General features: G+C 60.3%; 12 protein-coding genes. 6 read left to right on the forward strand and 6 right to left on the reverse strand.

From position 1 onward, the window contains the following. Nucleotides 1–2 precede the first annotated feature (2 nt). Both AC0V6U_RS05875 and AC0V6U_RS05880 read right to left on the reverse strand, forming a co-directional pair. Entirely contained in the window at nucleotides 3–2,186 is a 2,184-nt protein-coding gene (locus AC0V6U_RS05875) for a coiled-coil domain-containing protein (protein WP_472645253.1), read from the reverse strand. Then, entirely contained in the window at nucleotides 2,122–2,658 is a 537-nt protein-coding gene (locus AC0V6U_RS05880) for a hypothetical protein (protein ID WP_472645254.1), read from the reverse strand. Before AC0V6U_RS05880 ends, AC0V6U_RS05875 begins: the two co-directional genes overlap by 65 nt. 70 nt (nucleotides 2,659–2,728) lie before the next feature. Here AC0V6U_RS05880 and AC0V6U_RS05885 point away from each other — a divergent pair, with 70 nt between their 5' ends. The 4 genes from AC0V6U_RS05885 to AC0V6U_RS05900 all read left to right on the forward strand — a co-directional run bounded on the left by AC0V6U_RS05885 (nucleotide 2,729) and on the right by AC0V6U_RS05900 (nucleotide 6,726). After that, nucleotides 2,729–3,037 (forward strand): Hpt domain-containing protein, encoded by a 309-nt coding sequence (locus AC0V6U_RS05885; RefSeq protein ID WP_472645255.1) that lies wholly within the window; start codon nucleotides 2,729–2,731, stop codon nucleotides 3,035–3,037. 84 nt (nucleotides 3,038–3,121) lie between these two features. Continuing rightward, a complete protein-coding gene (locus AC0V6U_RS05890; RefSeq protein ID WP_472645256.1) occupies nucleotides 3,122–4,324 on the forward strand; it encodes a hypothetical protein in 1,203 nt (400 codons plus the stop codon). Nucleotides 4,325–4,364: 40 nt separating this feature from the next. Continuing rightward, nucleotides 4,365–5,324, forward strand: coding sequence for a hypothetical protein (locus AC0V6U_RS05895; protein WP_472645257.1), 960 nt, complete (start codon nucleotides 4,365–4,367; stop codon nucleotides 5,322–5,324). Between the two features lie 7 nt (nucleotides 5,325–5,331). Next, nucleotides 5,332–6,726 (forward strand): sensor histidine kinase, encoded by a 1,395-nt coding sequence (locus AC0V6U_RS05900; protein WP_472645258.1) that lies wholly within the window; start codon nucleotides 5,332–5,334, stop codon nucleotides 6,724–6,726. A gap of 28 nt (nucleotides 6,727–6,754) precedes the next feature. Here AC0V6U_RS05900 and AC0V6U_RS05905 read toward each other — a convergent pair whose 3' ends face one another. From AC0V6U_RS05905 to gltX, 3 genes are read right to left on the reverse strand one after another with little or no spacing between them, the layout of a single operon-like run. After that, on the reverse strand, nucleotides 6,755–6,964 hold the full coding sequence (locus AC0V6U_RS05905; protein ID WP_472645259.1) for a hypothetical protein: 210 nt from the start codon (nucleotides 6,962–6,964) through the stop codon (nucleotides 6,755–6,757). A gap of 24 nt (nucleotides 6,965–6,988) precedes the next feature. Next, nucleotides 6,989–8,275, reverse strand: coding sequence for a citrate synthase (locus AC0V6U_RS05910; RefSeq protein WP_472645260.1), 1,287 nt, complete (start codon nucleotides 8,273–8,275; stop codon nucleotides 6,989–6,991). Between the two features lie 59 nt (nucleotides 8,276–8,334). Further along, the gene (gene gltX, locus AC0V6U_RS05915; RefSeq protein WP_472645261.1) at nucleotides 8,335–9,750 is read right to left on the reverse strand and encodes a glutamate--tRNA ligase; all 1,416 of its coding nucleotides are present in this window, start codon (nucleotides 9,748–9,750) and stop codon (nucleotides 8,335–8,337) included. 28 nt (nucleotides 9,751–9,778) lie between these two features. Here gltX and AC0V6U_RS05920 point away from each other — a divergent pair, with 28 nt between their 5' ends. Together AC0V6U_RS05920 and AC0V6U_RS05925 are read left to right on the forward strand one after the other, a co-directional pair. Further along, nucleotides 9,779–10,444, forward strand: a complete 666-nt coding sequence (locus tag AC0V6U_RS05920) for a hypothetical protein (RefSeq protein WP_472645262.1) — start codon at nucleotides 9,779–9,781, stop codon at nucleotides 10,442–10,444. A gap of 220 nt (nucleotides 10,445–10,664) precedes the next feature. Beyond that, nucleotides 10,665–11,996, forward strand: coding sequence for a ComEC/Rec2 family competence protein (locus AC0V6U_RS05925; protein WP_472645710.1), 1,332 nt, complete (start codon nucleotides 10,665–10,667; stop codon nucleotides 11,994–11,996). Nucleotides 11,997–12,030: 34 nt separating this feature from the next. Here the strand turns inward: AC0V6U_RS05925 and lexA are convergent, their stop codons facing one another. Beyond that, complete coding sequence (gene lexA, locus AC0V6U_RS05930) at nucleotides 12,031–12,732, reverse strand: transcriptional repressor LexA (protein ID WP_472645263.1); 702 nt, start codon at nucleotides 12,730–12,732, stop codon at nucleotides 12,031–12,033. Nucleotides 12,733–12,752: the final 20 nt, after the last annotated feature.

Below are 12,752 nucleotides of genomic sequence, written 5' to 3' on the forward strand. Positions count from 1 at the left end.
GATCAGTTGCGCAGCCGCTCAATCGCCTGAGCCAGCAAGACATAGAGCTTACCCATGTCAGAGCCCAACACTGTCACGCCTAATGCGTTGCCATCGCGGGTAGATAGCAGCGAACGCAGCATTGCCTCAAAGTCGTGGATGTAGCGGCTGACATTGCCCCGGAACACGTCGTCTGACTGATACAGCTCTGCGATCTCGCGCGCTTCGCCATTGTCGATGATCCGCACGGCGCGGCGAGTGAATATGCCGCGATCACCCTTAAGGTAAGCCTCCCAAGCGGTGTCGGTCACATCGGTCGACAGCGCCGTTGTGATATCGATCGCATTGGAATTGAGGCTGTCAGTGATGAGGGCCATGCGGCGGGAGAAGTCATTGTTCGCCTGCTCTTCCGCCAGCTCGCGGGCGCGCGTAACGCGCTGCTCAAGATTGCCGGTTAGCTCGTTCACCTTGGACAGCTGATCGCGCAATTGCACCGCCGCTTCGCGCCCGGCGCCAGAGGCCTGCGACGCAGTTTCTTCCAAGCGGGCAATCGCCTCCATGCTCTCGCTGCGAAGCGCATTCTCCAGTGTCGTGACCGCTTCGGCGCCCATATTCTCGGCCATCGCGCCGATCCGATCGCGCGCGCCGTCTTCAATGGTGGCAAAGGCAGAATGCGTCGCCACTTCGAGTGAAATGATCGCCTCACGCAGCTGCTCCTGCGTCTCACCGGAGAGGGTATGGGTCTCGTCCGAGAGTTTAGCCAATCCGCCGCGAAGCCCTTGGAGTTTCGCGATTGTTTCCTCGGTTTGCTCGCCCAGCTTGATATGAAGCGCCTCAATCGAGCTGTCGGTTTCGCTGATATGCGCCTGAGCCGTCTCCAGGTGGCAGGCGAGGGCATCGCCGTGCTGGGTCGTCTCACCCATGCTCTTGCTCAGCATGAAAGTGCGCTTTTCAACATCGGACAGCTGCTCAGACGTCGCTTCGACCGCTTGCGCAAAGTCTTCGCGTGCCTGCTTCGCACCCGATTGGATGATTTCGAGCAAGCGCACACCGCCTTCGGTCAGCGAAGCGATCTGCTGCTCAGTCTCGGCCAATTCTGTGCGGTTGCCCGCCAATTGCTCACCCAAAGTCGCAAGTCCCGCGTCAACGCTGGCTCGTGCGTTGTCGCCATGCTCAGTGATGTTGGCAAACAGGCTGCTGAGTTGGTCCAGCTTCTCGGCCATATCCTGACCATGGCTTACCAGCTTCTCGGTCTCTGCGATCTGCGCCTCGCGCCGTTCAGACAGGGTCTCGTCAAGCTCGGCCAAACGCTGCGCCAGCACTTCGGTGGCTTGAGCCTCGCGGGTATCAAAATCATCCTGACGCTTAGCCATGTTCTCGGCAAAGGACAGATCACGCTCAGCCAGGGTTTGCTCAAACCGGCTTGCCTCGGCGTTCAGTCCAGCGATGCGTTCACTCGCACCGCGCGCGGCCTTGGCATCCAGCTCCTCAAGATTTTGGACAACCTCGGTGAGTTCATCACGCAGCTGGTCTTTAGATTTGCGCAGCGCATCGAGCGATTCTGCCTCTGCTTCGCGCAGGCTGGCCGCCAGAGCCTCGCCTTCACCGCGCAGCAGCGCAATGCGCGCCTTGAGGGTCGTCAGTGACTTTTCTTCCTGCTCGGCAAAATCGCCGTCTAGCTCAGACAGGCCTTCGCGCAGGTGATCCGCACGCTGACGCATGGCCGCAAGCGCGCCCACTTCGCGATTGTCGAGCTCGGTGCGATAGGCATCGGTCTTTTCATTGAGGGCAGCAAAACGCGCGGCGGTCTGCTCTTCGATTTGCGCCATTTGCGCCTCGAACCCAGCCAAAGTCTCGTCGACCTTGCCGCTGAGGGCTTTGACTTGCTGCTCGCTGGCCTTGCCAAAGTCATTGAGGCGCTCAAATCCGGCGATCAGCTTCTCCAGCTGGTCACTCGCCGTGCGCCCGGCATTCCCAACCTGGTTGGAAACATCGCGCGCTGAGGTTGCAATGACCGGCAAATCATCGCGCAGACGGCTCATATTCGCCAGCGCGGTGTCGCTCGCTTCACCAATGCGGTCGACTTGCTTACCATTCTTCTTGATCAGCGTTTGCAGCTCATCGGCGTGCGTAGATATACGTTCACTGGCAATTCGGCCCAGCGAGATCCAGCTCGCGAGACTGACTGCCCAAAAATTCGCGTGCAAGACTCAGCTCGCGATTGACCACGCCAAGGCGGGTCTCAAGCTCGGCAGATTCAGCCGAAAGCATCGCCGCAGTGTCGGCAAACCGGCGCGCCTCGCGGCTCGAATTGCGCATGGCGACCAGCCACGCAATGCCGATCAGCAGAACCGGCACCGACCAGTCGATAATCCACTTGGTCCATTGCTGCGGCGTGCTCGAAACGCTCAGAAGTTCGCCGCGCAAGGCCCAGATATAAAATCCGCTCCATGTCGCGATCCCCACAATCGCCAGGGTCGGCACCACCCAGCCAAATCGCGGGCGGGGCGGGGCGTATTCCTCTTCCTCCAGCAGATATTCATCGCTGTAGTCATCGGACAATTCAGCCTCATCCTCGGCCTCAAAGCTGGTCTCCAGCTCCTCGCCATCGATGGGTTGGTTGGGCGCATCCTGCGCGGCTTCGGACCCTACGGCCCGGATATGTGGTTCGCCAGACATGTATGGTTAAATACCACACAACCACAAAGGATAAACCCCGCATTAACTCTCACACGATAAAGCGAGGCATATGGCGTATGAAAATGGTGCTCTTGATGCAACACTAGCGGCCGCAGCCGGAGATGATCCGGCTTTGCGGCAAGAGCTGCGCGCAGCTCTGATTGAAAGCGCCCATAAGCAGCTAGACCTGCTCAAACGCTCGCGCTGCGATGGCAATTGGCACGTTGCGGCCATGCGCCTCAAAGGCCTCGCCGCCAGCTTTCATGCCGAAGAACTGCTGAACGCAGCCGAAGACGCACTGGCCAGCGCGCCCGGCGAACCCGCCGCAATCCGAGCGATTGAGGACGTGTTGGCGCAGGTTTCCGGACCCAAACGCTAAAAGATTATCGGTAAAAGCGCCGCGCCGCCGCTTGGCATAGCGCGTCTGTTGGCCTTACCCCGATGCATTCGGAGGGAATTGGCCGTGCGCACCGCCTTATTAGCCGCGCTGAAACGCACAGAGACGGGCGAAATTCGCACGTTCTTGCCGCTTGCCGGACGCAGTGTGCTGGCATGGCAATTCGACCTTGCACGCGCGCTGGGGTGCGAGCGGGTGATCTGCCTATGCGAAGCAGCCGGACCTGAAATACTCGACATCCAGCACGAAGCGGAGACCGCTGGCGTGCAATTCCACGCGATTAAGGGCCCATTGCAGCTCGTTGGCCTGATTACGGCGGATCAGGACCTGGTGATGATGCTTGACGGCCTGGTGATGGAGCCAGAGCTTGCCGCATCGCTTAACCAGCAAGGCCGAGTGGTCGCGACCATTCCCGCCACCAGCAGCCTAGCCCAAGAGCATTCGGGTGACTTCGAACGCATCGACGCAGAGCGCGCCTGGGCGGGGCTCGCCATTCTGCGCGGGCGATTGGCGGAAAAGCTGGCCGATCTGCCCGGCGATGGCGATACTATGTCACTGCTGTTGCGATTGGCGCTGCAAGCGGGTGAGAAAGGCGTTTCCGTGGATGCAGAAAGCCTGAGCGGTGGCGGATTGCTGCTGGCGACGGATGCCGGAGCGCTGGAGAAACGCCAGATTGCTCTCATTGAACGCAGCGCCCAGAGCACTCCGTGGTCCGGTCCATCGCAGGCGGCGGCGGCTTTGCTTGCTGCAAAAACTGCACCGGCGGGATTGGAGCGCGGCCCGGCCATTTCCGCCACGATCGGGCTCGTGAGCATGGTCACCATGGTTGGCGCATCTTGGCTCAACTATTCGGTTGGAGGGTTGTTCGCCGGGGCATTCGGGGCCTCGGCGCTGGCATTCTCTGACGCGGGCACCCGGCTCAAATCGGCGCTCTACGGATATGCAGAGGACGCAAAGCAATCTCAGTTTATGAATGGCTTGCGTGATATTCTTATCGCGTTTGCACTGACGCTTGGCATGGTTCATGGGATGGAAAGCGCCAATCCGACGCTCGTTTTGCCGCTGCTAATGGTCGGCCTTCTTCACCTCGCATCCGCCACTGAAACCGCCCCTTGGCGCGCCTTTTGGGGCGAGCGAACACTGCAACTGGCGTTGCTGGGGACATGTGCCATTTTCGGACAGCTGACAGAGGGGATTGCCGTTCTTGCGCTAGGCGCTTTAGCGCATGCTTTGCTGCGTCTTCAGAAAGCTGAAACGACGCGCGAGTAACAATGCGTGCTGAGAGGCGTGCAACGGGGGCAAAGCCACGATGGAAAGATCCGCGCACACCGCGATCGAAACCATCCTGAGGGATGAATTGGCGCGTGGTGACACCGCATTGAGCGGGGTCGCGCCCGTTCTTGCGCATATGCTTTCCGGTTCTGGCGGCTCATTGGTCAGCGAGGCGATCGTTGCGAAATTGCGCGGCATGCTGAGCCATATGGCGAGCCAATTGCTCGGATCCAAATCACCCGATTTCGGCTCTAATGAGGCCGATCGCTTGGCCGCTGCGCTCGCCAGCGACAGCGCGATTTTGAGCCATTGCTATGCAGCGGCAATGGAAGGCCATTTGGCCGAACGGTTGGAGCGTAAAACCGCGCTCGATCAGGTTCTTACGCCCCTGATGCAAGAACTGATCGCATCCGAGAACAGCGATGTCGCTGAGCTGGCCATGGCGGCAATGGCTGCGCAATCGCGCTTTGTGCAATATCAAAAGCGTATGCATTTGCCTCTCACAGAGCTGCCCGCAGAGCTGTTTCAGAGCCTGCTGCACAATTGGGCTCAAGCGCCTGAGAACACAGCGAACGAGGCTGAAATCGCCGCGACACGCGCTGGGACAGATCAATTGAAGGCAGCTTATGACGAGGGCGCGACGCGTGTCGGCCTGCTTTCGCGTCTCGTTTCGGCCATGCGGGGCGGGGCGAGGGCATCGCTTGAGCTGGAACATGCGGGATTTGCCCTGTTTGCCACCGCTTTGGGCGCGCTGACACGGCAGGCTCGCGAATTGGCTGTCCTCTCCTGTCATGAACGCCAATCCGCCCGCCTCGCGCTGGGTCTGCGCGCGGCGGGAATGATTGAACGCGAGATTGAACGCCAGTTTGCTCTGCTTCACCCTGATCAACAATTGCCCGGCGGTTTTGACGATTTGCTCCCCGATCGCGCGCAAAGCCTGCTAGGACACGGGGCAATGCGCGCCGATACGAGCGCGGTGATGAGCGGAACGACCTAATCGGACGATGAGCAGCAGCGACACCTTGCTGGCCGCGCGGGGCCTGACCGATGATCAAGATCGGTTGCTGTCGGCTGATGAGCCGCTGGCGGACCTGCACGCCCGCTGCGGCGGCGCTTTGCCGGGTGTTCTGGCCGTTCCTGAGCTGTTGGAACTGGTGCGCCAAGGCCGAACCTTTGGTCTGCGGCTCGCACGCGAATTCGCCGCCTTTGACGGGGAAGACATGGTTTCCGGCTTTGTCCGCATCCACCCTCTCGCCGGGGATGCTGGCGGCGGATGCGAGATCCTGATCGAAAACTGGCACCGGCGCGAGGCGCGGCCCGACAGCGAGGCAAAGCTTGCTAAACGGCTTGATGCCATAGACCGCGCCACCGCGGAGATCACCGCGCGCCTTGATCGCAAACAGAATGTCCAATTGCTGAGCGCGGCGGCGAGCGATGCTATCGAGCTTGAGGATGCGGTCAGCCGTGATCCAGGCAAGAACTGGACGGATTACATCGCGCTGGAAGGCGTCGCTCATCATCAACCACTGCACTGGCGCCTGCTGGACGGCGCAGCCTGCACCGTTCCCGGGTCTCAGCGCCATTGGCGTGCACGCCTGATCCCGCTTGGCCCGGCAGCGGAGGCGCCGCGCGGCTTTGAGCTGCTGCTGACCTCTGACGAGCCGCTGGTCACCGAAATTGTCGGCTCCGGCAACGGAAAAACCCGCGAAGATGCGCATATGGAGCTGATCGGCAGCGCGCTGACACCTGCTTTGCGTCAGCCGATTGCCCGCGTCATCGCCAATGCGGAGACCATCAGGTCCAAACTCGCTGGTCCCTTGCGCGATGAATATGCCGAATACGCCGGTAATGTCGCCTCGGCGGGCAAGCATCTCAACGCGATGCTAGAGGATCTTGCCGACCTGCACGTGGTGGAAAGCGATGAGTTCAAGGCCGCACGCGAGAAGGTCGACCTGGTCGATGCGGCCCGGCGCGCAGCGGGCATATTGGGTGTGCGGGCACAGGCGCGTAACATCACCCTCGATTTGCCGGACGAAGGCTCCAAAGTAATCGCAATCGGTGAATTTCGCCGGGTGCTTCAGGTGCTGATCAACCTGATCGGCAATGCAATCATCTACTCCCCCGACAGCAGCACGATCACCGTCAGCGTCGATGATGGCGAGGGTGAGGCAGAGCACGCCAGTGTGACCGTGGCCGATCAAGGCCCCGGGGTCGCAGCGGCGCAAACCACACGGATTTTCGATAAGTTTGAACGGCTTGGCCGGGAAAATGATGGTGGTTCCGGGCTCGGGCTCTACATTTCGCGGCGCTTGGCCCTGGCGATGGATGGCGATTTGACGCTGGAGAGCGAAGCGGGCGAGGGCGCGCGCTTCACGCTGAGCCTACCCAAAAAGAAGTAAGGAGCGCCCGCTCACGCGCGGCGGGCCGTTATCTGCGAATACGCTCAGCCGCCCACAGCAGCAGCGCACCAATCAGCAATGTGATGAGACCGTAAAGCGCCCATTCGCGCTTTGCGAGCATGAAGCTGTTTTCGGGCCAGTCGAGCACGCCCGCGCCCTGCAAAGCCCACATTCCGCCTGAGAAAACGAGCGCGGCACAAAACACTTGGAGCACCAGTCTTGCGATAGTGCGTCCCATTGGTGCCGCGCTCCCTTATCTTGCTTAGCGTTTGTCCAGCGGCACGTAGTCGCGGGTCGTCGGGCCAGTGTAAAGCTGGCGCGGACGGCCGATGACCTGGCCTGGATCGGAGATCATTTCGTTCCACTGTGCGACCCAGCCCACGGTGCGCGCAAGCGCGAAGAGAGCGGTGAACATGGTGGTCGGGAAACCGATCGATGACAGGATGATCCCGGAATAGAAGTCCACATTCGGGAATAGCTTCTTTTCCTTGAAATAATCGTCGTTTAGCGCAAGCTCTTCAAGCTGCAGAGCGGTCTCAAACACAGGGTCTGTGACGTTCAGCGCTTCAAACACTTCACGCAAGGTCTGCTGCATAACGGTGGCACGCGGATCGTAGTTCTTATAAACCCGGTGGCCAAAGCCCATCAGACGGAACGGATCATTCTTGTCCTTCGCGCGCTCAATGTAGTGCGGGATGCGGTCAGGCGAGCCGATTTCCTGCAGCATGTTGAGCGCTGCTTCGTTGGCGCCGCCATGTGCCGGGCCCCACAGGCAGGCAATGCCCGCTGCGATACAGGCGAATGGATTTGCGCCGGAAGAACCGGCCAGACGCACGGTTGAGGTCGAGGCGTTTTGCTCGTGATCGGCATGCAGGATGAAGATGCGGTCCATCGCTTTTTCGATGGCTGGGTGCACTTCGTACTCTTCGGCAGGAACACCGAAAGTCATGCGCAGGAAATTCCCCGTGTAGCTGAGGTCATTCTTCGGCTGCATGAAAGGCTGACCGACGGCATATTTGTATGCCATCGCTGCAATCGTCGGCATTTTCGCGATCAAGCGGTGAGAGCTGATCGTGCGGTGCTCTGGATCAGAGATGTCGGTGCTGTCGTGATAGAACGCAGACAGAGCGCCAACCACGCCGCACATAATCGCCATAGGGTGCGCATCACGGCGGAAACCCTGGATGAACTGGCGCAGCTGATCATGCAGCATCGTGTGCCGCGTGATCGTATAATTGAAGTCTTCCATCTCAGCGGCATTGGGCAGCTCGCCATTGAGCAGGAGATAGGAGACTTCCATAAAGCTGGAATGTTCGGCCAGCTGGCCAATCGGATAGCCGCGGTGCAGCAGCACGCCTTCGTTCCCGTCGATATAGGTCAGCGCGCTTTCACAGCTCGCCGTTGACTTATAGCCAGGATCAAACGTGAACGCGCCCGTTTGGCCATACAGCTTGCGGATGTCGATTACATCGGGTCCGGTGCTGCCTTCGAGCACGGGGAAATCGTAGGTTTCGCCCCCCAGCTCGAGCTTTGCCTGTTTGTCTGCCAAAACCTGTCTCCTCAAATTCTACCTGCTGTGTCCAAGCGCGGTTTCACTCGCGCTCAGCCTCAGCCGGCTTGCGCGTCCAAGCGCGCCAAAGCTTCTTCCCGTCCCAATAGGACCAGAACATCGAAAATACCGGGCGAATTCATCGTTCCGGTGAGAGCTGCACGCATAGGCTGCGCGAGCTTGCCAAAGCCCAGCTCGTGGGCTTCAGCGAGTGCCTTCGTAGTGGCTTCGAGGGCCTCACTTGTCCAGTGCTTTTCCTGCGATAATGCTTGCACAACCAGCGAAAGCCGAGCCCGGCCATCCTCGTCGAGCGATTTTGCCGCCTTTTCGGTCATCTCCAGTGGCCGCTGCGCAAACAAAAAGCCAGCCCCTTCAGCCAGTTCATCAATGTTCTTCGCGCGCACTTTCAGCACTGGCATAGCTTTGGTCAAAAGCTCCAGATTCGCGCCGCTTTCGATCCGGCCCATGGCGAGTTTCGCCAGCATCGTGTCATCCGCCTCGCGAATGTAGTGACCATTGAGGCTTTCCAGCTTCTTCAGGTCAAAACGCGACGGGCCTTTGCCAACACCGCTCAGGTCAAACAGCTCAATCGCTTCTTCGCGCGTGATCTCTTCGTGGTCGCCATGCGCCCAGCCAAGCCGGAGCAGATAATTGAACAAAGCGTCGGACATTATGCCCATCTCATCGCGGTAGGCCTCTACGCCCAGCGAGCCGTGGCGTTTGGACAATTTTGCGCCGTCCGCCCCATGGATTAGGGGGATGTGGGCATATGTCGGCTCGGGCCAATCGCCTTCGACTTTGTCCATCGCGTGATAGATCGGCAGTTGGCGAAAGGCGTTGTTGAGATGGTCATCACCGCGGATCACATGGGTCACGCCCATGTCGTGATCGTCAACGACAACGGCCAGCATATAGGTCGGCGTGCCATCAGCACGCAGGATGATATAATCGTCGAGCTCTTCGTTCTTGACCGATACCGACCCTTGCACCTCATCAGCAATGGTCGCCTCGCCCGATTGCGGGGTCTTCAGCCGAACAACATAAGGCGCACCCGCTGGCGCTTCGGATGGATCGCGGTCGCGCCAGCGCCCGTCATAGCGCATGGGCAGCTTCTTCTCGCGCTGCTCCGCGCGCATGGCCTCAAGCTCTTCCGGCGTGGCAAAGCACTTGTAGGCATAGCCCGCATCCAGCAGCTTATGCGCCACTTCTGCATGGCGATCCGCGCGCTCAGATTGGAAAACCGGGGCATCGTCATAGTCGAGACCGAGCCAATCAAGCCCGTCGATTATCGCATCAATCGCCTCCTGAGTGGACCGCTTACGGTCGGTATCCTCGATGCGCAGCAGAGCCTTGCCGCCGTGATGACGGGCATAAAGCCAGTTGAACAAGGCCGTGCGCGCGCCGCCAATATGCAAAAAGCCCGTGGGCGAGGGGGCAAAGCGGGTAACAATCGCTTTTGCGCTTTCGCTTGCCATAGCCTGTGAATTCCTTTTCAAGTTGGACATGGGCCAAGAGGGGGCGCCAAATGTGCCGATTGGCGGCGGGGCTGGTGAAAGCCCCGCCGCCAGTGATGTTGCAGTGCAGCGCCATTGGCGCAAGGCCCCGGCTTTGTCCAGTATCGGGTCCAGCATTGGCCCCGGCATAGCCTCCAAAATTGAAGATTTTTTGGCTCAGTCCGGTTTCGACCGCGCACCGTGGATCGCTGTGCTGTTTGCAGGCGGTATTCTATCATGGTTCGCGCTTAACTCACCGCTGCAATGGGCGGCCGGGATCGGGGTAGGGTTGCTCCTTGCCATTGCAGGCGCCGCAATTTGGCGCGGGGTCGAGAACCGCGTCTTGCTTAGGCAGACGATGATCACCGTCGGGCTGGTGTTTGCCGCCGGGATCGCGACCATCTGGATGCGTTCAGAATTGATCGGCGCAGAGCCGATTGATCGCCCGATTGTTGAGCGCGTGCAGGGGTTTGTTCTCGAACGTGAGGATCAACCGTCACGCGAGCGAGATCCGATTGGTTCTGGCCATGCGAGACGCGGAGAATGGCGAGAGCCGCAAGATCCGCATCAATGTACCACAAGACAAGGTGGTCGACGGTTTGAGCGAGGGATCGGTGGTGCGCCTGCGTGCGCGCTTGATGCCGCCTGCCTCGCCGATGTTGCCGGGTTCCTATGATTTCGCCCGCGCCGCCTGGTTTCAAGGGTTAGCCGCCACTGGCAGCTTGGTGGGTGAGATCGAGCTCATGGAGGGTGGGCGTGACACGGGCGCTATCCCAAAGATTCAGCGCGTGCTGTCGGCCCACGTTCGCGAGCGGGTGGACGGTTCAGCAGGGACAATCGCGGCGGCTTTCGCGAGCGGCGATAGGGGCGGGATTGCAGAGGCCGACGAAATCGCGATGCGCGATGCGGGCCTAACTCACTTGCTCTCAATCAGCGGGTTGCATGTGAGCGCGGTGATCGCGGCGGCCTATTTGGTGACCTTGAAGTTGCTGGCTCTCTTTCCGGCGGTGGCGCTGCGTGTGCGTCTGCCAATCCTAGCCGCGGGGGCGGGGGCATTGGCAGGGGTCGGCTACACGCTGCTGACGGGGGCAGAGGTTCCGACCGTGCGCAGCTGCGTCGCGGCGATGCTGGTGCTGATTGCGCTCGCGATGGGGCGCGATGCGTTGTCGCTCCGAATGGTGGCGATGGCGGCAATTTTCGTGATGCTGCTTTGGCCGGAATCGGTGGTTGGACCGAGCTTTCAAATGAGCTTTTCCGCAGTCATCGCGATTGTGGCGCTGTCGAGCTCTGGGCCCGTGCGCGCATTCCTCGCCGCTCGGGAGGAGACATGGCTGAGGCATGTCGGCAGGCGGGTGATCATGCTGTTCATCACCGGCCTGGTGATCGAGATCGCGTTGATGCCGATTGTCTTGTTCCATTTCCACAGGGCAGGGGTTTACGGTGCATTTGCCAATGTCATCGCGATCCCGCTTGTCACCTTCATCTCCATGCCGCTTATCGCATTTGCGTTGTTCCTCGATCTGATCGGCCTTGGCGCGCCCGCTTGGTGGCTGGTTGAGCGGTCGCTCGAGCTATTGCTTGCGATTGCGCATTGGACATCGAGCCAGCCCGGTTCGGTCAAGCTAATGCCGCAGATGGGCAGGCTCACCATCGCGCTGTTTGTCATCGGCGCGCTGTGGCTTGCGCTGTGGAATGGGCGCGCGCGATTGCTGGGGTTTGCGCCCGTTGCTGCGGCTTCGATCATGCTGATGGTGACGCCAATTCCTGATGTGCTGATCGGGCGCGATGGTCGCCATGTTGGTGTGACGATGGATGACACGTTGTTGTCGCTGCGCAATTCGCGTTCTTCCTATGCAAGAGACAACCTGCTCGAACTCGCCAGCGTTTCTGCTGATCCCATTCCGATGGCGGAATGGCCCGGCGCACGGTGTTCTACCGAGTTCTGCCTTCTCCAGATTGAGCGCGGAGGCCGCGACTGGACCATACTGATGGCGAGAAACCGAGAGCTGATCGAGGAACGCGCGCTCGCCGCCGCTTGCGCGAGAGCCGACATCGTCGTGGCTGACCGTTACCTGCCGTGGTCTTGCAAACCCAAATGGCTCAAAGCCGATCGCGGGTTCCTGCAAGAGCACGGAGGGCTGGCGCTCGATCTGTCATCGGAGCGGATTACCAGCGTCGCCAGCTCTCAAGGCCAGCATGGGTGGTGGCGCGGGAAAGCCGACGATTAAGTCAGCCACCCCGCGCGACCTATTCACATCACAATCAATGGTAGCGCCGCAGGAGGCCTGCGAGCTTGCCCTGAACCTGGACTTCACCCGGTTGATAGACCTGCGCGTCATAGGACGCATTGGCCGGATCAAGTCGCACAGTCCCGCTGTCGCGGTGGAGGTACTTAAGCGTTGCTTCCTCGCCCCGCACCAAGGCCACGACGATCTCGCCATCGCGCGCCGAGTCCGTGCGCTTAACCAGCGCAAAGTCACCGTCGAAGATGCCGGCCTCAATCATCGAATCGCCAGACACCTCAAGCGCGTAATGCTCGCCCGGTCCCAGCAATGCCGCCGGCACGGGAAGGCTGCTTTGGCCCTCAAGCGCCTCAATTGGAGCGCCCGCCGCAATCCGACCATGCAATGGCACCTCGATCACGTCATTTGCGGGCTCTGGGCTGGTGTCATTCGCGCTGGGCATGGATGTCGCCCGAGAGACCACATCATTGGCCACCGCCGCCGCAGCGCGCGGAGCAGGCGTTGCATCCTCAGGCTGTTTGATCACCTCCAGCGCGCGGGCCCGATTGGGCAGTCGCCGGATGAAGCCGCGTTCCTCCAAAGCCGAAATCAGTCGGTGCACACCCGACTTGCTCTTAAGGTCGAGCGCTTCCTTCATTTCTTCAAAAGAGGGTGAAATTCCCGTCTCTTCAAGCCGCTCTTGGATAAAGCGGATCAATTCGTGCTGCTTTGCCGTCAGCATTACGATAGTCTCCCTAAAAC

Source organism: Erythrobacter sp. W36, assembly GCF_057364935.1.